Annotated in this window: 14 protein-coding genes; all 14 read right to left on the reverse strand. The window is 70.8% G+C overall.

Annotated elements, in window-relative coordinates; all coding sequences use genetic code 11:
• Positions 1–13: 13 nt before the first annotated feature.
• From ACFWBQ_RS07625 to ACFWBQ_RS07690, 14 genes are read right to left on the reverse strand one after another with little or no spacing between them, the layout of a single operon-like run.
• Positions 14–2,197: a hypothetical protein gene (locus tag ACFWBQ_RS07625; RefSeq protein WP_385485194.1), complete on the reverse strand. Its 2,184-nt coding sequence runs from the start codon at positions 2,195–2,197 to the stop codon at positions 14–16.
• Between the two features lie 22 nt (positions 2,198–2,219).
• Positions 2,220–5,996, reverse strand: a complete 3,777-nt coding sequence (locus tag ACFWBQ_RS07630; RefSeq protein WP_385485196.1) for a putative baseplate assembly protein — start codon at positions 5,994–5,996, stop codon at positions 2,220–2,222.
• Positions 5,993–9,172 carry a putative baseplate assembly protein gene (locus ACFWBQ_RS07635; RefSeq protein ID WP_385485198.1) on the reverse strand — a complete coding sequence of 1,060 codons (3,180 nt, stop codon included), beginning with the start codon at positions 9,170–9,172 and terminating at the stop codon, positions 5,993–5,995. The genes ACFWBQ_RS07630 and ACFWBQ_RS07635 overlap by 4 nt, the downstream gene beginning before the upstream one ends.
• Entirely contained in the window at positions 9,169–9,552 is a 384-nt protein-coding gene (locus ACFWBQ_RS07640; protein WP_385485200.1) for a GPW/gp25 family protein, read from the reverse strand. Before ACFWBQ_RS07640 ends, ACFWBQ_RS07635 begins: the two co-directional genes overlap by 4 nt.
• On the reverse strand, positions 9,543–9,884 hold the full coding sequence (locus ACFWBQ_RS07645; protein WP_385485201.1) for a hypothetical protein: 342 nt from the start codon (positions 9,882–9,884) through the stop codon (positions 9,543–9,545). Before ACFWBQ_RS07645 ends, ACFWBQ_RS07640 begins: the two co-directional genes overlap by 10 nt.
• 21 nt (positions 9,885–9,905) lie before the next feature.
• Positions 9,906–10,436: a phage baseplate assembly protein V gene (locus tag ACFWBQ_RS07650; RefSeq protein WP_385485202.1), complete on the reverse strand. Its 531-nt coding sequence runs from the start codon at positions 10,434–10,436 to the stop codon at positions 9,906–9,908.
• Between the two features lie 43 nt (positions 10,437–10,479).
• Entirely contained in the window at positions 10,480–11,619 is a 1,140-nt protein-coding gene (locus tag ACFWBQ_RS07655; RefSeq protein ID WP_385485204.1) for a hypothetical protein, read from the reverse strand.
• Positions 11,612–11,986 (reverse strand): hypothetical protein, encoded by a 375-nt coding sequence (locus tag ACFWBQ_RS07660; RefSeq protein WP_385485206.1) that lies wholly within the window; start codon positions 11,984–11,986, stop codon positions 11,612–11,614. Before ACFWBQ_RS07660 ends, ACFWBQ_RS07655 begins: the two co-directional genes overlap by 8 nt.
• A 5-nt stretch (positions 11,987–11,991) precedes the next feature.
• Positions 11,992–12,678 (reverse strand): hypothetical protein, encoded by a 687-nt coding sequence (locus ACFWBQ_RS07665; RefSeq protein WP_329206299.1) that lies wholly within the window; start codon positions 12,676–12,678, stop codon positions 11,992–11,994.
• 53 nt (positions 12,679–12,731) lie between these two features.
• Entirely contained in the window at positions 12,732–13,418 is a 687-nt protein-coding gene (locus ACFWBQ_RS07670; protein ID WP_385485208.1) for a hypothetical protein, read from the reverse strand.
• Between the two features lie 16 nt (positions 13,419–13,434).
• Complete coding sequence (locus ACFWBQ_RS07675; protein WP_385485210.1) at positions 13,435–19,647, reverse strand: DUF4157 domain-containing protein; 6,213 nt, start codon at positions 19,645–19,647, stop codon at positions 13,435–13,437.
• Positions 19,644–19,931 (reverse strand): hypothetical protein, encoded by a 288-nt coding sequence (locus ACFWBQ_RS07680; protein ID WP_385485212.1) that lies wholly within the window; start codon positions 19,929–19,931, stop codon positions 19,644–19,646. Before ACFWBQ_RS07680 ends, ACFWBQ_RS07675 begins: the two co-directional genes overlap by 4 nt.
• On the reverse strand, positions 19,922–21,985 hold the full coding sequence (locus tag ACFWBQ_RS07685) for an ATP-binding protein (protein ID WP_385485214.1): 2,064 nt from the start codon (positions 21,983–21,985) through the stop codon (positions 19,922–19,924). Before ACFWBQ_RS07685 ends, ACFWBQ_RS07680 begins: the two co-directional genes overlap by 10 nt.
• Positions 21,986–22,015: 30 nt before the next feature.
• Positions 22,016–22,906: a DUF4255 domain-containing protein gene (locus ACFWBQ_RS07690; RefSeq protein ID WP_385485216.1), complete on the reverse strand. Its 891-nt coding sequence runs from the start codon at positions 22,904–22,906 to the stop codon at positions 22,016–22,018.

Raw genomic sequence — 22,906 nt, forward strand, 5'->3', positions numbered from 1 at the left:
TCGGGCGGCCGTGTCAGGTGACGGGGAAGATCCCGGCGTCCGTACCGGCAGGGGTGTACTCGGCGAGCCGGGCTTGCAGGCTGTCCTCGCGCTGCGGTTCGTACAGGTGGTGGAAGACCCCCATCTCGGAGCCGTCGTCGGCGCCCCGCCGGATCTGCCACGGTCCGCCGTCGGCGAGCCGCCCGTACGCGGGGGTGCCGTACTGCTCACTGCTCAGCAGGGGACGTACCTGTTCCGCACGGCCGGAGCCCACGAGGTCCGGTTGGCAGCGGTGGCGGCGCGGAGTACGGGAGCCGGGCGGCACGTACGAGAACCGCAGGCAGCCGATGCCGCGCCGGGCCACCCGCAGCTGCCCGGTGAAGATGCTGTTCTCGGCGATCTGCACAGCGTGGGTGTGGACCTCGCCGATGACGGTGGTGCGGTGCGCGTGCAGCACGGCGTGCGCGTGACGGCAGTCCGGGGCGGAGAGCGCCGGCCGGTCGTGTCCGGTGGCGTCCAGGATGCTGTCGCGGATATGGATGGGCAGTGGGTCGTGGCTCACCTCCTCGCCGATCACCTCGATGGTGCCGAGGATGCTGCGCTCGATGGACACGCAGGCGGTGGTCCGGTCCAGGACCAGGCTGGGCTCCTCGGGCGAGTGCGGATCGCAGTCCGCCTCCAGCGACCAGCCGGGCACCAGGGTGCAGTGCCGCAGTGCGACCGAGCCGACGGGTCCGCTGACATGGAGCCCGCGCCCGGTGATCAGCAGACCGTCCAGCACGATCCGGGGAGCATCGCCCTCGTGATCCGCCGGCCCGGCCCCCTGTCCGCCTTCCTGCGCCCTGATGTTGAGCGCGTCGGGGCGGTTGCTGTACCAGTCGAGCAGCCGGATGACCGGGCGGCAGCCCTCGGCCGCACGCAGCTCCAGCCGGTCGCCTCGGCCCAGATCGAAGTCGAGCTGCTCCTGGTACGCGCCACTGTGCGTGATCTCGATGATGCCCTCGGCACCGCAGTGCCCCGCCCGCCGGTCGGTGCGCCACTGCTCGTACGCGTCCATGATCCGCTGGTGCGCCCGGCCGGGGCCCACCCGGTAGATCCGGGCGGCGGGTGAGGTGACCCGCTCGCGCGCGTACTCGCCGCCGCCGGTGTCGTCGCCGAAGGCGTAGTGGTAGGTGACCCAGACCCCCTGCCGGGGCGCCGAACGGGACCCGAAGGCGATCCGGCCCAGCACCGGGTCGACGGCCACCTGACCGAGCTTGGGGCGGTAGCGCCAGCCCGACAGGTCCGCCACGACGATGTCCGACATCGGCACCGGCTCGTCCTGACCGTCACGCCAGACCGTGAAGCTCTTGCCCGGCCCGTAGTAGTCGGCGAGCCGGTCCGCGAGCTGTCGCCTGCTGATGGACGCGGGCACGTTGTCGACGGTCGCGATGTGCGTGGCCGACGGTTCCGGCACGGGGCGCGTCACCAGCCCGCTGTCGTTGCCCAGGATCGAGAACGTGTACAGGCTGCGTGCGCGGTCGATGCAGTACGCCGGTGCCCGGCTCACCCGGTACGGCTTCAGCCGCCACACGAACAGCCCGACCCCGGCGGGTGAATATCCGCCCCGGCGCCGCAGCGAACCGGCCCTGCGTACGTCCACGGACCGGGCCGCCGTGTCGAACGGTCCGCCTGCCAGGTCGAGTTGCGCACCCTCGCGTACGTCGACCAGCCTGCCGCGCCCCAGTCTGCGTACGTCGGTGGCCGCCGCCCCCGTCCCGTACAGCCTGACCGGCTGGTGGTGGGAGACCAGCCGGGAGAACTCCACTGCCCTGGACGGCCATCCGGCGACCTCCTGGGCCAGCTCCTCCAGCAGCGCGAGGGTGCCCTTGCGGCGGCGGTTGGCGATCGTGGCCGCGACATCGCGGCGCGGTGCGAGCGCCTCGGCGAGCCGGGAGCGGGCGTCCTTGCCGTCCGCGTCGCCGAGCCCCGCCGACCGGACCCGCTCGTACCCGGGCAGCGGCCGGTAGCCCACGAGGTCTCCGAGGTACGGCAGCACCCAGGGCGCGGCCGTCTCCACGAACAGGTCCTCGTAGCTCTGGTCGACTCCGTCGCGTACCCGGTCGACCTGCTCGGCGATCACCGCGAGCAGTGCCCGCAGCGGCTCCCCGCCCTCCGCGTCCCGCAGCCGGTGCCATTGCGGGAGCAGCTCCGCGAGCCCGTCCGGTTCCCTGCTCATGCGACGCTCCCTTCCTGGGTGTTCATGCGGTGACCTCCGTGAGAATCAACGTGTCCGGGACATCCGGTGACAGCAGGGCGAGCTGGGCGGGCCGGATCCCGCGGAAGACGAACACCGCACGGCCCTTGTCCAGCGGCCTGGTGTCGGTGATGTCCGGGTTGAGGCGCAGCAGTTCGCCGAGCGCGATGCCATACCGGGCGGCGATCGAGGTGAGTGTCTCGCCCTGCGCATCGGTCACCCGGTGCACGTCCTCGTCGTACGCGGCGAGCCGCGCCGGGACCGTCGCCCGCGGCTCGGCGAGCGCGTCCGCGAGACCGGGCAGACCGTCGGGGGTGAGGGAGGCCGGCACTCCGCCGAAGACGTCCACATCCACATGGTCGACGCCGGGCACGGAGTGGGCCGTCGCCAGCACGTCCGACAGATGTGCAGGGCTGCCGAGCTCGCGCCGGGAGCTGCCGAAGCGGGTCAGCAGGGCGTGGCGCACCCTTGGTTCGACGATCTGCCAGCTGTGGTCGCGGGCCACCTTCACCTTGGCCGCGAGGAGCAGCAGCATCAGTTCGCGCACCTGCACCCGTACGGGCAGCCGGGAGTCGCCGTAGCGGGCGAGCGAGGAGCGCAGTGCGGTGAGCACATCGGAGTCCTCGGCGACGGGGAGGTCCTGGACGCCGGCGACCGTCACATGCAGCATCCGCCGCCTGCCGTCGAAGATCTCGCGGGCCACCGCCCGGCCGATCCCGGCCCGGGAGCGGGCGAAGTCCTCGTAGTCCGCGAGAGAGACGAGCCGGTCGAGAGCGGACACGGCGAGCGGAATCGCGGACCGGGTCTGGCCGGGGCCGTCCGCGTCCGCGCCGCCCGTCGCCGGCTGCGGATTGGTGACCCCGGTGACGCCCAGCGGACGGGTGACCGCCTGGGTGATGCGTTCGGCCCGGACGTTGGCGGCCCGGCCGGTGCCGAAGCGGTAGCGGGCCCGTACGTTCTCGTGGCCGGTGGGCAGCCGGGCGCCGTGCACCCCGTCGCCGAAGGTCACCGTTGTGCGGCCGCCCGCCTCGCCGCAGACGTAGACCCGCTCGCGCGGGCCGCGCCCGGCGAGGCTGTCCACCCCGTGCCACAGCAGCCCGTCCACCCGTACCTCGAGGGCCGGGGTCGCGCCCAGTGGGTTGTCGGCGGGCAGCCAGGTCAGCGGTGCCTGCCAGAGCGCGAACGTCTGGTTGGTCAGGTCCGCGTCCCCGTTGCCGATCGGCTCCTCCCTGCTCTCGCCGTGGGTGGCCGCCACGACGTTGCCCCGTACGCGTACGGTGGCCCGCCGGTAGCGGTGGACCAGGTCCGTCGTCAGGGTCAGCTTCGTGTGCACGTGGTCACCGGGCAGCAGCGGATCGAGCTCCTGCTCGACACCCGCGATCGTCACCAGCTCGGTGGCCTGTGCGGCGGGGACGTCCGTGCGTTCCCCGGACACGATCAGCTGCCGTCCCGGCTGCAACCCGTCGTACAGCTCGGCGAGTTCCAGCTCGTTGCCGTGCACGTCCTCGCCGAGCGGTTCGTCGGCGAGGTGCAGCGCCTGCCCGCCCGCGTGCACGGTCGCGTCACGGATCGTGGAGAGCAGCACATCGTGCTCGTCCAGCCAGGGGTCGGCCAGAGTCAGCTCCGTACCGCGGCCGGTGATGCCGAAGTCGGTGTACACGGCGGTGCGCAGGGAGGTGACCCTGGTGGTGACGAACCTGAGCGCCGCGTCGCCCGGAATGCCGTCCGGTCCCTCGGCGCCCTTGCGGGGGCGCTCGATCGCGACCCAGCTGCCTGCCGTGATCGAGTCGTGCACCGAATCGAGAGCGATCACCTGCCGGTTCGCGGGCTCCGGCACCGTGGCGATGCCGATCACCACGTTCGCCGGTTCGCTGCCGACCGTGTACCGCACAGTCAGCTCGTAGCCCTCGTGACGGATCTGCTGGTGATCACCGGGCGCCAGACGCCAGCTCTGCGGCTCACCGTTGTGCACGGCGACATGGACCCGGCCGTCGTCCGCCGGCCGGGACACGAACAGCGTCCGCCCGGGCAGACCATCGAGCAACTGGGCGGTGACACCGGGCTCCTGCGAGTCGGCGGGCCGCCTGTTCAGCCAGCTCAGATCGTGGTCCTGAGCCGTCCGGGTCATGACCGCGACCCTGCCCGGCCCGAGATCGAACGTGGCCTCCGACGGCAGATTCTCCGAGTGCTGGACGGACGAACCCGTCTCGGTGTGCTGGAACTCGGCACGCACCGGGACCTTGCCCGCCGTGTCGAACACCACCCGCATCGTCGTCAGCGCCGAGCCGGTCAGCGGCCAGTCGGCCTGCCTGATCACCCGTCCCCGGTCGTCCTGCACCGGTTGCAGCGGGGCCATCGCGCCGAACGGCGCCGCCGTCACCCGCATCGCCTGCACCTCGTGCAGGAGCGGCGTCGCGGTGGGGGCGGACTGCCGCCATGCCGGATACATCCCGTCGGCCACCCGCGGGTCGAGCGCCGCCAGCAGCCGCGCCCCCAGATCGGCGCCCGGAGCCGACAGCCGGTCCGCACCGGCGTCCGCCGCGAGGGACCCGGACCCGTTGCGGGAACCGGGGCGTACGACCTCGCTGCGCAGTGCGGGAAGCACCGCGCCGAGCGCCTGCAGCGCCGCGGAACCGGCCGGCGCGGCAGCCCGCAGCGCCTCGGCGGGCGGCCGGGACGGCTCCAAGTCGGCTGCCTGTGCGATTACTTCGCCGACGACTGCCTCCAACTGCTCGAACCAGGCGATGACGTCGGCGTGCCCACGGGCGACGGCCTGCGCCTCGGCCAGCCGTTCGTGCGGCTCCGCCAGCCTTGCCGCGAGACGGGCGGGCGAGGTGACTGTGTCCAGATCGGCCCGCAGCGGGGCGAGCACCTGGGCGTCGAAGTCGGCGATGAACCTGCTGACCGGCCGCGGATTGGGGTTGTCGGGCGTGGGTTCGCCGTCCTCGACCGCCCGCTCGTCCTCGGTGATCCACTCGCGCAGCAGGGCCAGCAACTCGCCCAGGGTCGGCGGGGCGGACTGCTGGAGCCCGATCCCCGTCACCTCGTCCTCACGGTCGACGCGGAGCCGGGCGACGGTACGGAGCAGTCGCTGCCCCGGAATACCGCCGCTGCCCTGCCCCTTGAAGACGAACAGCAGCCGGTCCCCGGTCCGCAGACCGGTCGTGGTGCCCGACACCTGGATCTCGGAGCGCCGGGTCAGATCCTGCTCGGTCAGCAGCGAGGGCCTGCGCTTGCGCACCGCCGGCTCGTTCCACGCCGCGCGGGCCACGAGGCCGGTGTCCGTCTCGAAGACCTGCGACTCCTCCTCGGAGGTGAACGGAACACTGTTGCTGCGTGCCCCGCGTGGAATGACCACCTCCACATCCACGCCGCGCGGGTCCCTGTCCAGGGTGTAGGCGAGATGCGTGTAGGCCGCGATACCCGGCCTCGGCCGGTGCCCCACGAGGCGGCCGAGAAGCGCCAGCGAACGGTACTCGTTCGCGGTGCGCAGATACGCCTCGTCCACGATCCGCTCGGAGTGGAAGGTGAGCAGGTCACCGACGACGGCCCAGGAGTCCAGAAGCCCGATCGCCGGATCGTCCGGAGTACGGACCGTCAGCCCCCGCAGCGCCGGATGGGCCGGGGAGGCGAGCCGGTCCACCATGGCCGCCAGGAACGAGCCGTGGTCCCCGACCCGGTAGTCGAGAGCCGTGCGCCCCGGCGGGTTGTACAGGGCCCCGGGGGCCCGGGTCTCGTCGTGTCCACCACAGCCGCAGCCGCAGTTGCCCGCGCCGCTCATCGGGTACCTCCGGCGAGTTCGATGGTCAGCCGCCCGTTGTCGGGGCGGTCCGGGTCGTTGTCGCAGCGTGCGATCTCCAGCGGGCCGATCCGCAGCACGCCTGCCTCCAGAGCTGTGTCGTCCCCGTCGTCCACGCCCGCGTCGTCGAAGAGCCGGCGCAGCCGGGTCACCGTCACGCGCTCCACCCCCTGCACCGCGGCCGCGGCGGCGACCAGCCGGCTGAGCCGCACCGGTTCGCCGAACACCAGGGCATCGGGATGGAAGAAGCCGAGCCGTCCGTCGTGCAGCCGCCCGCTGCCCAGCAGCCGGTACAGCTCGGCCAGGATCTGCCCGTGCTGATGGCCGGGTGCCGCACACACCGACAGCGCGATGTCCAGCGCTACGCCGTTCGCCGGGCCGACCACCAGGTCGTGTCCGATCCGCCGGTAGCTCTCCAGCGCGTACGCGACCGAGTCGAGCAGCTCGGGCTCCGGTTCCCCGGCCCCCAGCGCGTCGACGGCTACATGGGCCTCCTGCACACTGCCCGTCCAGCGGATCTCCGCCGCCGCCCGCTGCACGCCCGGCAGTCCGGAGGCCAGTGCCGCGTAGTCCTCGGCGGTCACCGCACGCTGCGTGGTGCGCTTCAGGTCGAGCGGCGCCAACTGCCGCACCTGATCGAGTGGTTCGGGTTCCGCGCCCCCGACGGCGGGCAGCGGGTTGCGTACCCCGGCGACCGGCGGCGCCTCCCCGGTGTCCTCGGCGTCCGGGTCGCGGCGCAGCACCAGATGGTTGACGGCCTCCGCACCGACGTTGCCCGCCGTGCCGCCGCCGAGCCGGTAGTGCAGTTCCAGCCGGGCGCCGGGCCTCGGCCGGGCAGCGTGCCGCCCGTCGCCGAACCGCAACGCGATCCGCCCGTCGTCCTCCAGCTCACCGACGACGTGCCGGTCCCGGTGTCCGCTTGCGAGCAGATCCCGCCGTGCGGTCCACACCTCGTCGCCGTCCACGCCCGTCACCGCGGGCAGCGCGGCCCGCGGATCCTGGACCAGGGCGGCTGCCGGCCCGCGCAGCACCGGCTCGTCGGGATGCAGCCCGGCCGCGTAGCCGGGGCCCCAACTGTGCGCGATCTCCCAGGCGATGCCCGCGTCGAGCACCGCACCCGCCCGGGCCCGGGCCGTCAGCACGTCGAGCCTGCGCAGCTTCGGCGCCAGCAGCCGCTCGCTGCGGTGCAGCAGCTCGCGCAGCGCCCGTACCGGGTGGCGGTGCAGCTCCAGGTGCTCCAGCGCCCGCAGACCGAAGACCACGGTCAGCTCGTCGATCTCCGCCTCCGCCAGCCCGTCGCGGTCACGGGCGCTGCGCCACAGCTCCACCAGCCGCTCCCGCACCCGCCCGGGCACGGCGGCCAGGCGGTCGGCCTGCCCGGCCGAGACGTGTTCCGGTAGCGGGAACGGGGCCGCCTGGACAACGGGCGAGCGCTGGAGGACCGGCCGGAACCGGGGCCGGATGCCCGGGTAGACAACCTGCGCGAGCAGCGTCGCCAGCGCCTCGGCCTGCTCGTACGCCGTACCCGGAACGACCTTCTCGCGGCGCCGGCCCGCGAGCTCCAGCCCGAGTCCGGCGCGCGTCACCTGATCGTCGCCGACCCTCTCGGACAGCTCCCTGACCTGCTCGGCGGTGAGCAGCCGTCCGCTCCGCGTCTGTTCCAGTCGTTCGCCGAGGAGCCTGGCCGTCGCGTTGCCCGCATCGAAGTCCCCGCACCCGAAGCCGGACGGCTCGCAGGACCCGAGCACCGCGGGCTCCGGGGGCACGGCCACCGTCTCCGGCAGAGCCCCGCCGAACGTCAGCGACCTGCCGTGATCGACGAGCACCACGTTCCCCCGCGCGACGCTCACGTCCGCCACCGGTTCACAGTCCGGAGCACCGCGCGTCGACAGGCACACGGGGAAGGCGAGCGCGTCCTGGCGGGCCCAGGTGATCTCCAGCACCGGCTGGTCGGTCAGCTTGTCCAGGCCCGGGGTGACCGAGGTGAGCCGTACGGCCTGCCGGTGCGCGGGGTCCGCGTCGCCCGGCGTACCCGAACGCGCCCCGCGTACCTCCTCGAACAGCAGCAGATCGCCGGGCGCCAGATCCAGCACCCGCACCGTGCATTTCTTGTCCGTCCATTCGTCCCGAAGCGTCGCCGACACCGCACCCTTCGGCAGGGCGCACACCTCGTCGCCCCAGGTCCAGAAGCGGATGGTGTTGTGCGCGGGACGCAGCTCGGCCGGCTCGGCGGCCACCACCGGCTCGAACACCTCCACCGAGCCGCGCTCGGCCAGCACGGCCAGATCGCGGTCCTCGACGACGGTGCCGATCTCGGGCCGGTCGCGCGGCCCCAGTGTGCGGACGTCGACCGAGGCGAAGCGGAACGTACCCGGCAGCAGCGTCAGCCGCTTCGTCACCTCGACGGTGACCAGGGCCCGCGCATTGCATCCGTCGTGCATCGGATAGTCGATCAGCCGCACGTGCCGGCGTACCGACACCCGCCTGCGGGCGGTGTCCAGATACGCCTCGGTGGCCACCGCGTCCTGGTGGTAGCTGATCCGGTCGGCGGTGTGTGCCAGCAGCTCCACGAGAGTGATGCCGAGGTCGGCGGGGTTGCGCTCGACCCAGCCGGGCGTGGTCAGCGCGAGGCGGTCCAGGACGAGGCGGCGTACGGAGTCGTAGTCACGCGCCGTGTAGTCGATGACGGGCGCCTCGGTCCGGGGGCCGGGGTCATGGGCAGCCGGATCGTCGGCGCAGTCGAAGGGCGTGGGGCAGTCCGGCCGGAACTCGAACTCCGCCCGGAAGTAGCGCTGGTCGAAGCCGGGGAAGGGCTCCGTACCCGGGCGCCCGTACGGATCGGTGTCCACCACCGACAGCAGGTAGCGCGAGGTGTCCCCGGTGCGGTCGACCGTCACGAGCAGCCGGTCGTCCAGCTCCGGGTCCTCCTCCCGCTCCACGGTCACCTCGACCGCCTCGATACCCGTGATCCGGCGTCCGCCGTCGATCCGGATGTTCTCCGGGCACAGGCCGTGCGGCGCCTTGCCGAGGAAGGTGACCGTCAGAGTCAGCCCGTCGTCCCCGGCCTCCACCGCGTCCACGCCGTCGAGCCGCGCCGCGCGCACCTTGCCCCGCCTGCCGTCCGTCCGGCAGACCGACTCCTTGCCCATGCTGCTCATGCGGGCCCACTCCCTTCGAACACCTCGTCGCGCCGACTCCCGGTGGAGCGCACCACGTAGCACAGATACACCCGGACCACGTTCTCCTCGCTCACCACGTCCAGGGACTCCACATCGATCAGCTCGCCCAGCCAGCGCTGCAGCGAGGCCTGCACCGACAGCTCGAGGGCCGAAGCCAGTTCGGGGCTGTTCGGCGTGAACACCAGGTCCAGCAGCCCGCAGCCGAAGTCGGGCCGCATCAGCCGTTCGCCGGGGCTGGTGAACAGCAACTGCTCGACCAGATCCCGCACATGCTCGTCGTGCTGCGCGTGAGCGGTCCGCCCGCGCCGGTCGCTGCGGAACGGGAACGCGAGGTCGCTGCGTACGGTCCTCACCGGCATGTCGCCCCCTGCTGGGCCGCGTCGACGACCGGTTGCCCCTGCTGCACGAGTGCCGCGCTGAAGCAGCGCGCCGCACTCGTGTGCAGCAGGACGGGCGCACCGTCGATGAGCACGCCGCCGGGCTGCGGGCTCCACCGGACGGTGGTGCACGGATGCGGCACCCCGTCGACGGTGTGCGGGCACCCGGTCACCACGAAGGTGTCGGAGGCGGTGTGCACGGGCAGCCCGTCAAGGCGCACGGCCGTGTGCGTGGAGGTGGCGGAGGCCCGGCCGCCGTGCGGGCAGTGGAGTGTCGCGGCGGCGCTGACGATGGTCCCTGAGCTGGTGGACAAGAGTTCTCTCCCCGTTGTCTGTTACTGCTTCTTGGCCACGATCAACCGGCCGTCGTTGATGTCGACCTCCCCGCCGGCCAGCACGATCGAGGCGCCCAGGCCGTTGGCGATGGTCACGCCCTTCTCGTCGACCTGGATGTACGCCCCGGTCGCGGCCTGGAGGCGGATGCCGTTGCCGCCGTCCGGCACGTCGCCCATGACGAACTTGTGCCGGTCGGAGGTCTGGATCACCACGTTCTGGTGGGCAGGACCGCCGGTGAGTGCGTCGGGCGGCAGCTCGGACACGTCGCCGTACCAACAGCCCGTCCAGATAGGAAAACTGACATCGCCCTGCTCGAACTCCACCCACACCCCGGCCCCCTCGGCCGGGACCACGTACTGCCCCGACTGCGGGCCCGTGAACGGCAGGCAGGGCATGGCCCAGGTGGACGTCTCGTCACCCAGGACGTCCGGCACCTTGACCGTGACCCGCCCGATCTTCAGCGGGTCGTCATTGCCCACCACCCGCCCCCGGAACTTGCCGAGAAGGCGGTTGTTCGGTCCTGCAGCCATGCGAAGTTCTCCTGGTCCTTTTCCGCTTCCGCTGTCGCGGCCGTTACGGTCGTACGGTGCCGCTGCGGGCGATGAGGCCCTCGCGCGAGAGCGTGAAGTTCTGCTGGTACGAGCCGGGCCTGATGTTGTGGGTGACGGACTTGACGAAGTAGTCGCCGTCGTAGGTCACCCCCGCGCCACGGACCCCGACCAGCTCGCGCGGCCGCAGGATGTACCCGTGCCGGTTCACGTCCAGGGACCCGGACCCCGAGATGGCATCGGCGGACAGAGCGGCCCGCGCCAGCAGCTCCGCCTGCGCCTGCGCCGACTCCTTCTTCGCCGTGCCGGACAGCGTGCGGCGCTTGAGCGCGGGCGTGGCACGGCGGCCCAACGGCGGGCGCAGCGGCCCGATGTCGGGCTGCGGCAGCAGCCGGCTGTCGCGGGTGGCGGGGTCCTGCACCCGGGCCTGCGGCTCCTCGCGGGCGGTCCCGTCGTACGCGAACGTCAGCTGGTCCACGGTCGAGTTGACGTCCATGTTCACGTTGAGCGCGTGCTGCCGCTGCCCGAGCCTGGCCTCCGGCCCCCAGACGGCGGTGGAGTGACCGGGGCGGGGGCCCGGTTCGAGAAAGAAGGTGTACCCGTTGGCCCGGGCCAGCTCGTTCACGTAACTCAGGTCGGTGCCGGACTGGTAGTCGACCCTCAGCTGCTCACGTGGCGGCTGTTCGATCTGTTCCTGGAATACGCGGGGCTCGATGCCGTAGTCGGCGTACTTGGCGAGGATGCGGGCGACACGTCCGGAGGGCCGGAGGTTCGGGTACCGGTCGGTGCGCTCCTCCAGGTCCATGAGGAGGGTGAGATCCTCACCGGTCACCGTGAGGGTGGAGTGCCCCGGCTGATTGCTCGCACCGACCTCCTGCCGCACGATGAGCCCGTCGAGCAGCACCTGGGGCGTTCCCTTGACACTCACGGAGAGAATCACCCGGGTCTTCGGGTCGAAGAACCCCTCGGGTAACAGCCGCCGTGACAGTGCACCCTGCTTGGTGAGGTCGAACGCGATCTGGAACCCGCTGCGTTCGCCCGCGGTCGCGGTGATCTGGGCGGACAGCAGCGCCTCCACGACCTCGGGCGGCACGGGCCGGGTCAGCCGCGGCCCCGTCTGCAGGGTGATGTGGATGGGGCCGGCCCCCACGGGCTGGTCAGACATAACGCGCCCCCGGCCCGGGGAAGCCCCCGGCATGCGGGACGGCGATGGTGCGGCCCGCCTCGTCGGTCAGCTCCTGCGGGTCGAGCACCGGATTGGCGTCGGCGATCTGCCACCACTGCCCGGGGTCCCCGAAGTACCGCTGCGCCAGCAGGTCCGGCCGGTCGCCGTTGCTGACGGTGTGCGGGGCGCTCTCCTGTGCTGTTGCGTCCAGCGGTGGCAGTAACCGGCGCTTGGCGTACCGCACTTCGGTCCCGTCGGCCATCCGGTGCACGCCGATCTCGGCGTCGTGGTAGCGGCTGGAGCGGGGGTAGGGGTGGGCGCCGGGTACGGCGTCCAGCGCGTTCTCGTACGGTTCGATCTCGGCCATGTCCTTCAGCCCCTCCCCATGACGGTGTTGCCCCCGGCCAGCCCGAGCGAGGCGAGCCCACCACTGCGCGCGGCCCTGGCGAGCTGCTCCTTCTGTGCGAGATGCGCCATGTACAGATCGGCCCCGCGGTGCCCGGCGGGCAGATCACTGACGCTGAGCACCTTCATGCCGATGCTGAGGCTCGCCCGGATCGGATTCAGGTTCACGTCGAACGCGGACTCGTTGATGGACAGTTCGGTGAGCCGCACGGGCATGACGCGCTTGCTGCCCCAGGTGAAGAGGGTGAGCGGCATCTCGATCGGGCTGATCTCGATGGTCCCCTTCTTGGAGAGGCGACTGGCCTCGCGCAGCTGGGCCGTGGTCGGGTGCACGAGCATTTCGAGGGTGGCCAGCTCGGGGTGGATCCCGTCGGGGGCGGCCACCTCGAACTGATCGGTGGCATCGATCTCGGCGGTGAACTTCCAGGTCTCCTGGGCGGGGCCCTTGAGCCGTAGGGCCTCGTTTCGGTCCCCGGACCCGCTGCCCCCTCCGCCGGAGTCCCCACTACCGCCGGCCGATTGGGGTGCGAGGCTGCGTTCCAGCGTGTCCGGGTTGAACTGGAGAACGATGATGCGCTGAGGGGTTCCGCGTTCGGGGTCGACGACGACTATGCCGGAGCGGATGGGCTTGGGGATGTCTGCGTAGCGAGTCACGGGTGGGCCTCCCTGAGGTGAGCGAGATCTGATTCGGTCGCCACATGCCGGTGTTACCTGAAGCGCTCCGTCATTCTTTTTTCAAGGGGGCCGTAATCATGATCCGGGAAAACCCTCGGGAATACTTTGAATGCTCTTTTGAGACTTTGTACGACTCCAGTGAAAAGCGGCTCCCGAAGATTGACGTCGGCGAAGAGGAACTGCCAGCCGTACACCCCTTTCGTCACCAGGAGTGCATCGAGGTAACCGCAGTAGTCCAGATCCATCTCAAAAAGTCCGAAGGACGGGTTGTGGTACCACACCTCGGGCGACGTCACACCGAAGGGAATGCGCAGTGCCGCAAATTCACCATCGTCACTGGAATCAGGATTGTCGAAAATTCTCAGCTCGGAGGCGATTCGAAGCTCCTCCTCCGTGAGGTATTCATCCTCCACCTCCGCTCCGGTGGTGAGAATCGCGGCGGCGAGATGGTGCAGGGAGAACCGCCCGAACATGTGAAAATCGGGGTTCTGTATGGCCCAGTGAACTTCGATCTTATCGAATCTCAGAAAACATCGCTGGAGTTCTGGGTCGAGGTGCACGCCTTCCCACGTGAAAATTTTCGCGAACGTCGCGGGTGCATCGCCCACCGATTCCTCGAAAGGTCCGCTGTTCGAATGAAACACCTGCACGCCAGGGGAATTTTCGAGCTGATCGAGAGAGTCGAGATGCCTTTGTTCGTACTCCGTGAATCGAGGCACGGGATGTCTTCCTTTCTCAGGTGAAGCGAATCCTGTTGCTCTGCGATTCGACGATCTGCAGATTTCTGTTGAACTCTGCCACTGCCTGGGGGGAGAGCGAGAGCATGTGGTTCTTCATGCGCATGATAAAGGTCCTCATACTGCTGTACGGGGAGAGTTGATGTACGACATCCGCGAATGCGACGGATACTCCCAACGCCTTACTGATCGATGAGGCGCTCCGATCATTGATACTGAAGTTGCCGTCAGTGCTGTTCACTTCGGGGAGAAGTAGACCGTTTCTGTGGTATGAATTCGAGGATGGCTTCTCTCGCCACCTCTCATTCTTCACCTCATAGCCGCCCCATTCCATTCCTAGGGATTCAGGGAATCCGTAGTCGGGATCGCTGCTGTCGTTGGAGTGGAATGCGACATTGACTTGGTACCAAATCATCTTCTCCTTCTGAGGTACACCCTTCACGGCCCCCTTGGCATGCTTCTCAACCTCATTGAGGAATCGGGTGTTGAGCGTCGTCGTGGTGGGGACGAGATTGGATCCCCTGGCCGTTCCGGAGAGCTGCGCGGTCAAGAGATGTGTGCGCCCCCATCGCGGTTTTCTGTTTCTCGTGCGCGGCCCCCACCCTATCGGAATGCCATCTACTGTCGAATCGAGGATATTAGCCTCCTCTCCGTGTGGGATATCTTTGTTGATTCCGGTCGCCTTGAAGCCGGAGCCGCGCACTCCGTCCACAAACTTCGGAATGAGTGTCGGCAGTAGCGGTGGTTCATCCCCCACTCGACGCATTTCAAGCGTGCGGGCAAGTCGACGAAGCTGGATCCCGAGCATCTCGTACGCGTTTCGCTGCGCATCTGTTGCCGACGCCGGGGAAGGTGGCCTGCGCCCGGCCGGACGTGCTGGTGGTAGGTGTTGCTGCGCTCCCCTTACGACGGCGAAGGCCTTTTCGGCGTTCCGGTGAGCCGCCCTCTGGCCCTCCTTTTCTCTGGATTCCTCCATGTCATCGATCTGCTCGTTCCAGCCATTGAGATATTTCTTTATCTCTACAGGGTTGCTGCGCACCACGAGATCGGCACCTCTGCCGCGTCCGCGATACATGAGGGTGTGCATTTCCTCGTGTTGATCTTCGAATGGCGCCTGCGGCATGTTGGGTTCGCGGGTGTGATCGCGATTTTGGTTCTGCCCCCGTTGCCTGTCCCGTCGACGGTCACGCCCCTGCCTCAGCCGGTCCTTGCTCCTACGCCACAAGTCCTTCAAGCGGCGCGCGAAGCTCTTCAGCCTGTTGCGCAGGTTCCTGGCCTTGGCCCCGAGACGCCGCAGGGCGTTGCGTACCTTCGCCAGGGCGTTCCTCACCGCGTTGCCGACGCGGCTCGGTGCGCTCCGCTTCCTTGGCCTCCGGTCGGGCGTGGGCTTGCGCTTCTGGCCGGGGGCGTCCTTGCCGGGGCGCTTGCCGTCCTTGGGGGGCTTGCGCAGGTCCGGGCGTTTGTCGTCGGGCTTCTTCGTGCCTGGGCGCTTGGCGTCCGGGCCCCGGTCTCCCGGGCGCCCCGGGTCGGGGCGGCCCCTGCCCGGCTTCGGGTGCAGGCCACGGACAGCCGCGTTCGCGTGGCGGCCGTCCCTGCGGCGGTCGTCGTCGTCCCGCTTGTCCTTGGGCGTCGTGGGCTTCGTCTCGGGCTTACGTCCGGGGGTGGGCACGGGGTCCGGACGGTTCTGCTTCGGTGGCTGGGTTGCCTTCGGGGCCGGAACGTCCTGGTGGGGTGCGTCCTTCTTCGGGGCGGTGCCCTTGTCGGGCCCCTTGTCGGAGTCCGGCCCCTTCTTGCCTAGCTTCGCCGCCTTGCCGCGCAGTACCTTCGCCACCTTGCCCAGGTACTTGCCCACGCCGCTCACCAGCCACTGGTAGATCAGCTCCAGGAGCGCGACCACACCCGAGGCCACCGCCTTCGCGAACGGCAGGGCGCCGCTTCCGCTCTTGACCGCTTTGAGGAAGGTCATGAACATCCCGAACGCGCGCAGGATCGAGCCCAGCGCGTCGTACGCCGTCTTCAGCGCGTCGATGATCGCCATGACCCAGCCCGCACCGGGGATCAGCTTGGCGACCACCTTCGTGACGATCAGCTCGCCGATGATCAGGGGGAGTTGGGGGAGCGCCTCGTCCCAGGCCATCTTGGCCATCTCTTCCTTGGACGTGCCGCCCTTGACCAGCCGGTTGAACATCTCCATCGGGATGCCGATGAGCTGCTGCACCTTCTGGTTGAACCACTCCTTCACCGCGGCCTTGATCTCCGTGAAGAGGTGCTCCTTGGCTCCGGTGACCGCCGCGTCCTTCGCCTTGCCGATCCAGCCGCCCGGGTCGCTGAGAATGTCCGTCGCGATCGCCGCCCACTCCCCCAGGCCCTTGAGGATCGCCGCGCCGAGCTCCATCGCCTTGACCGTCACGGTCTCCGCAACTTCGACCGCGGCCAGCATTCCCTTCTCCATGAGGTCCAGGCCGGCCAGAAGCATGTCGCCGAACGCGTCGATCAGCTTGCCCGCGATCGCCTTGAGCTTGTCCGCAGCCTGGTTGACCTTCTTGACCGCCGCGTCACGCAGACCGTTGATGGACTTGCGCCACTTGTCCCGCAGCGCGGGATAGTCCTTCAGCAGTTCGTCACCGAGGCGGATGAGGGCGTCGGCGAAGTCGTTGATCTGCTGGATGACCCACTTGCGGGCCTCGTCGATGAAGGCGAAGACCTGCTTCTTGAAGTCCTCGATGACTCCCTTGACCAGGTTGCGGGCCTTCTCGAAGACGTCCTTGATGGCCTTCTTCAACTTGGTGAACTGGTCCTTGATCCAGTCGAGGCCCTTCTCGAACCAGTTCCGGGAGTCCTTCTTCCCGTCGTCGCGCTTCTGCGTGGCTTCCTTCTCGGCCCCGGTCCGCCCGTCGTCGATCTTCTTCTGGTCGTCCTTGGTCCGCTGATCGACGTCCTGGTCGGTCTTGTCCTGCTTCTCCTTGATGTCCTTGCGGGCCTTGGTGAGCTGCTTCCCCTTCTTTCCGTCCACCTCGGTGAGCTTCTCGTCCTGCTCCTTGCGCCAACCGGTGCGGGAGCCGGCTATGTCGGTGCGGCCCTGGTTGCGCGCGTTCGTCTGTTCCTTGGTGTTGGTGTCGACCTCCTGCCTGACGTCCCGCTGGTACTGGCGGCGGTCCTGTGTGGCCTTGGTCTCCTTCTCCTGGCGCGCACCCGTCATCTTCTGCCGCGCCTGCCCGAAGGCCTGCTTGATCTGCGGGCCCTGTTCGTGCTCTGCGACCGCCGACACGGCCTCCTGCGGCAGGCCCGCTCCGGGGGTGCCTGCCGGGCCGCCCTCCCCGCCGCGCTGCCGCTTGCCGCCGCCGATGCGCGCGGTCAGGGTCTCCCTCGGTACATCCGGGTAGATCTGGTCCTCGCCCATCGGGCGGGCCGCGTCCTCCCGCCCCGAGGTGTGCAGCTCGGCGCTCCTGTCGTCGAGCTGCTTCGCCTGCTTGTCGGTCCGCTCCGGGTCGGAGTCGTCCTTGAGTGGCAGTTCGGGCGCGTCTCCGACCTTGGCGCCCTGCAACCCCTTGTCCGTGCTCGGCACCTTGTCGATCGAACCGGTGAGCTTGTCGAGGGGCAGGAGCTTGGAGAGGAGCTTCTTGCCGAGCCCCATCAGCAGCGCCTTGCCGATGTCCCACCAGCCCGGTTCCTCCGTGTCCGCACCGGGGAGTTCGCCGCTCGGCGCCTTCTCACCCTTGATCTCCGGAGTGGTGCCCTGCGCCGCCTCCGTCCTCCCGACGCTCTGCGAGGTGTACGTGCCCGGAGCCGACGGTTTCGGACCGCCCCGTACGGTCGTGGGCGAACCGACGGGGCGCTCCATCGTGGGCGGCGCACCCTTCAGACTCCCTCGCTCCCCGGAGACCGAGCGGCCGACCGCGGCGTTGACGCCCTTCAGCGTGGTCAACGCCAGATGGGGCTGGAGGCCCGACGCGGACGCGAGCCCGGCCTCAGGGGTGGCACCCGCGACGTTCGGCGCCGGTGCCGCCTTCTTCGGCTTCGCGGCGGCCCTGCCACCGCCGCCACCGCCTGAGCTCCCGCCGCCCCTCGCCCGGGGTGCCGCCTTGGCAGTGACGGGCCTGCTGTCGTCGGACCGTACGGGCTCGTGCTTCGGCGGCGCCTCCGTCCGGGGAACGGCAGAAGCGACCTCCGCCGCCGGTGGTACGACGCCGGTGTCGCCGCCCGCCCCGGGAGCGGCAGCGGGGGCCAAAGCCGGGGCGGCAGCCGTCGCCGACGGAGCGGCGACCGCGGGCTTCGCGGGTGCGCCCGTGCCGCCCGAACTCCCTCCGCCCGGCGAGGGGGTCGCCTGCCCCCGTGCATCCTCGGCGGCCTTGGCCAGCTTGCCCGGGACGGCACCGTCACCGGGGGACGTACCCTCGCCGCCGCCCTGCTCCTCCCCGGAGCGTTCGTTCGCCCGACGTGTCTCGGACGCCAGATCGCGGTCCTCGGCCTCCGCTTCGGGATCCGCCTCGCCCGACGAGGCATCACGCGCCGCCCCGGGGCGGCTCTCCGCGTCGCTGTCCGGCTCGGGACCCGCCTCCTGGTCGAGGGGGCCCTCCGACGCGGAGTCCCCCTCAGCGTCGAGATCCTCGCTCTCCGCCTCGAGCGCCGCCGCCAACACCTCCGTGTCCGCGGCGGGCACGGGCGTGGCGGGCGGCGAGCCGACCGCGCCCCGTTCCGGGCCCGGAGCGGACGCGTTCACCGTGGTTTTTTCGAGGTCACCTAGACCCGACGCGTCCTGCCGGGGCGCCGGCGCGGGCTCGGCCGCGTCCTGCTCCGCCTCTGCGACGAGTGCCTCCAGCTCGGCGAGCGCCTCGGCCTCGCCGCCCTCGTCGACGCCCAACGGCTCGTCGTCCGGGTCCTGGTCGGACTCGGGAGGCGCGTCCTGCCGGACGGAGCGACGGGTGTCGTCGCGCTCCGCCGCGCTCTTGTCCACTGGCGTCGGCCGCTCGGCTCCGGCCGGCCGGGCCGACGCCTCCTTGCGCTTCCCCGCGGCCGGTTGCGACTGCGCCGGGGTCCGTGCCTGCTGCGGCTCGGCCTGCTGCCCCTCGCCCTTCCCGTCGCCCGCCGCGCCCTTGTCCCCGGCCCCGCCGGGGCCCTGCTCGGCGCCGGTGGACTTCCCTTCCACCTGGAGCGGTTGCGCCCCGGCCGACTCCGGCTTGCCCTGCTCCGCCTGCGGCGGAGCACCCGACGGCGCGGCACCGCCCGCACCTGCCTCGGGCTCCTGCGCCCCTTCGGACGCGCCGCTGTCCGCCCCCGGATCCTCGGCCTTGCGCCGCTGCGCCTGCCGCATCCGCTCGTTCTCCAGCTCCTCCGCGCCGTCGAGCCGGGCGCGCCACGCCTCCTCGTCGGACTCCTGCTGCCAGGTGATCTCCTCGATCGCGTCGGGGACCACGTGCGGGGTGAGCGAGACCGACGCCTCCAACGGCAGCGGCGCCTGGTCCACTTCGTCGATCAGGTCGATGAGCCGGTCGTGGGCCGGGGTGGGCAGCCGCGTCTCCAGCACGTCGAGGACCGTGTCCTGGAGCTCCACGGGCATCCGCGCCAGCTGGACCCGTACCCTCCCCGAGGCGTCCGCCGGATCGCCGCGCAACGAGCGCAGCACACCGTTGACCAGGCGGTCGACGACGGTCTCCGGGTCCATGTGCTCGGCACGCAGCCGGTCCGCCTCCACTGTCGCGTACCGCAGCCAGCCGGGTGTGGACCGGCCCGGAGCGATCTCCTGCGCGGGCTCTTCGGAACGTACGAGATCCTGCGCCGCCGACTCCGCCTCGCGCTCCATCGCCTGCTGCGGCATGCTCACCGCGCCCAGGTCGCGCCCGGCCCGCAGCGCGCCGAGACCGTGCGGGTTCTGCACCGTGTGCAGCAACTCGTGGGCAAGCAGCCGCTGACCGTCCGGCGTGCCGGGACGGTAGGTCCCCTCGCGGAAGAAGATGTCCTGTCCGACCGCGACCGCGTCCGCGCCGAGCATCTCGGTGAGCGCGCCCGCGTCCGGGTCGGTGTGCAACCGCACCCGGCCGAAGTCGTGCCCCAGCTGCTCCTCCAGCTCGCGCCGCACACTCAGGTCGAGCGGCTGGCCCGCACCGCTGACGATGTTCTTCGGTTCGGGCGCCCGGGACGCGGCGCGTTCCTTGCGCTTGCGCCGCCTGTCGGACTGGTCCGACCGCGTCTCCTGCGAGCGGGACGTGCTCATCGTGTCACCTCACCCCCGCCGGACAGGCCCGTGTGCACCGCGCGCGCAAGCTCCTGGCCCAGGCGCCGCGCCGATACCGTCGCGGGCAGCGGAGGCAGCCCTGCCAGGGCGTCCAGCGCCTGCCCGCCGTCCGCCGCCAGCGGGACGCCCCGTTCCCGTACGAGCCGCCCCAACTCCGCTCGGAACGCCTCCGATACGCGCTCCGGGTCCACCCGGCCGAACCCGTCGAGCACCAGCTCGCCGATGTCCACCCGTACCGTGCGCTGCTGCTCGTTCAGACCCATCCGTGCACCTCCGACGGTGTCAGGGAACGGTCGAGCTTCAGGTACTCGGTACGGGCGGCCTCCAGCATGTGGCGCATCTGGAGCCGGTCGCCCTCCTCCGCCGCGAGGAACGCACCCGACAGCGCGATGTTGCGGATGGACCCGCCCGCCACGGTCAGCCGGGCCAGCAGCTCCGGATCGACGCCCTTCATCGGGGCACGTGCGGGCAGCACCCGGCGCCAGATCTCGGCCCGCTCGCTCTCGCCGGGGAAGGGGAAGTCGACGACGAAGCGGATACGGCGCATGAACGCCGTGTCCAGCGCCTGTTTCATGTTCGTCGTGAGGATCGCGAGCCCCCGGTACGCCTCCATCCGCATCAGCAGATAGCTGACTTCGAGGTTGGCGTACCGGTCGTGGCTGTCCTTGACCTCACTGCGCTTGCCGAAGAGAGCGTCGGCCTCGTCGAACAACAGCAGTGCCCCGCCCTGCTCGGCCGCGTCGAAGACCTTGCGCAGGTTCTTCTCGGTCTCACCGATGTACTTGCTGACCACCTGGGAGAGATCGATGACGAACAGATCCAGGCCCAGCTCCTTCGCCATCACCTCGGCGGCCAGCGTCTTGCCGGTGCCGGAGCCGCCCGCGAAGAGCGCGGTGACACCCAGCCCCCGGCGCAGCGTCCCGGCGAAACCCCACTCCTGGTACACGGTCGGCCGTTGCCGCACATGCGCGGTGATCTCGCGCAGGACCCGCAACTGCCGCTCCGCCAGCACCAGATCGCCCCAGGCCGCCTGCGGCTCGATGCGGCGGCCCAGCTCGTCCATGCCCATCCGGGCCTCGGTGAGACCCGCCTGCCAGGCCAGTCCTGTCGCGTCCAGCTCGTCCTCGCCGGGCAGGTCCCGGACCACGGCCGCGCCGGCCGAGCGGACCAGATGCGGCGGCAGCGAGAACTGGGCGACGAGGTCGCGCAGATCGCTCTCCGACACGTCCGGCACCTCGGCGAACGCATCGGTCCACACCTCGAGTTGCTCGTCCGCATCCAGCGGCGGAACGGTGACGCGCTCACCGCGGGGGCGGGCCGTCTGCCGCGGATCGGGACTCGACACGACCAGCGGCACGGCCGCACTCTCGACGAACGCATCAGTGGCGGTGGCCTGTTCGCGGTCCATGTCACCGACCTCCACCAGCAGCGCCGCCGGCAGCAGGATCGCCTCGCGTTGCCACAGACGGGCGAGCAGGTCGCGTGAGGCCGGGGCGGTCGGAAGGTCGGCGGCCGACATCTCGTAGAGGCCGAGCCCCGAGCGGTGGGCCGCCACCGCGGCGATGTCCGCGCGGGTACGGAGATCGCCGCCGACCAGCTCGACCCGGAGCGGCGCGCCGCGCCCCGCCCCCGCCCAGCCGGCCGCGACCCGGCTCGCCGCCAGGTCGTAGGAGGTGGGCAGCGAGTCCGGCACGGTGGTCCGGCGCAGCAGCCCGTGCAGCCGTGCGTCCAGGTAGGGCGAGCCGACCAGGAAGTGCAGGATCCGCTCGTCGAGCCGGAGCCTGGACGTCGTCAGCCGGGTCTCGTCGTCGAGCTCGACGATGCGCCAGCGCCGCAACGCGGCGACGGGGGTGAGGGCGCTCCAGTGCGGATCGCCGAGCGCGGCCAGGGCGAGCGAGAAGGTGGGGTACGTACGCTCCGGATCCCCGCAGGCCGCGGCGCAGCGGGCGGCCGTGGTGGGCTCCAGCTCGGCCGCTGCGGCGAGCAGGACGATCTCGCGCTCGAACGGGCTGAGGCCGAAGCAGGCGACGAGGGCGTCGAGGGCGGCAGGGCCGGGGGGCGCGGCCAGGAGGGCGCCGGTGCCGGTTGGGGAGTCGGCGGCGGGTGTGCTTTCGGACGGAGAAGCGGGGGCGCCGCCCTGTGCGGGCTGTGTGCCTCCTGCCGTACCGGCTGCCGCGGCCGGGCCCGAGCCGCGTGTCGCGCGCCCGGCGTGGGCGTCGACGCGGGCGAGCACGGCGTGGACGGCCGCCAGAAGCGCCCGTCCCTGCGCTGCTGCGTCGCGGCTCCCGCTGTGACCGGCGCCTTCGTACGTGCCCATGTCCTCACCCCCCGTGTTCCGCACTTCGGCTCAGCCCTTGTCGTCCGGCGTCGGCGTATCGCTCTCGGCCGTCCTGCGCGGACGAGGCGGAGCCGTTCGCCGGGCGGCGGCCCCGGTGGACTTGGCGGGGGCTTTGGCGGGACCCTTGGCGACGGCTTTTGCGGGGGCCTTCGCCACCGCAGTCTTCGTCGCCGCAGCCTTCCTGGTCGTGGGCGGACGGGACGAGTCCTCTCCCGTCTCCTCCGCAGGAGCGACGGGAGTCACGGGAGCCGCAGAGGCCCCATCCGCCCCCGGCGGCACCGGTGCCCCCGGCGCCCCGAACGGGACCACCCGTACCGTGCGTTGCTCCACCGGCTTCGCCGGGACCGGCTTCTCGCGGCCCTCGATCACGACCAGCGATGCCTGGTAGGCCACCGACAGGGTGTACGGGGTCTGGTGCAGCATTCCCCAGAGCTTGGACGTCTCGTCGACGTCCATGACCGTCGGCGTGAAGCGCACCTTCTGCAGCGAGTCCGCCAGGTCACTGCCCGCCAGATGCGGTCGCTCAGCCGCCAGTTCGATCAGTTCCCTCGGCAGCACCGGAATCTCGTGCAGCGTCCGTATCACGCAGCCCAGCAGCCGCTGCCCGACCAGCTCCGTCTCCTCCCCGTACGCGCTGATCACGTAGTGCAGGTCCAGCGGCGCGGCCGCCCGGTTGCGCAGCGTGCCGTCGGCGGCGCGCGTCGGCAGGTCGTTGTTGCGCATCGCCGCGTTCGGGGCCACCTGATAGAGGAACACCGTGATGGTCGGCTCGCTCGGCGGCTCCGACGGTGGCTTACGGGTCTCCACCTTGACCGCGATGTCCATCTCGGGCCCCAGGTTGCTCTCGATCAGCAGGGCGAGCGCCTGGGTGACCGTGGCGACGGCGAGTGCGTTGCTCAT

The organism is Streptomyces sp. NPDC060035, from assembly GCF_042736635.1.
Lineage (GTDB): Bacteria > Actinomycetota > Actinomycetes > Streptomycetales > Streptomycetaceae > Streptomyces.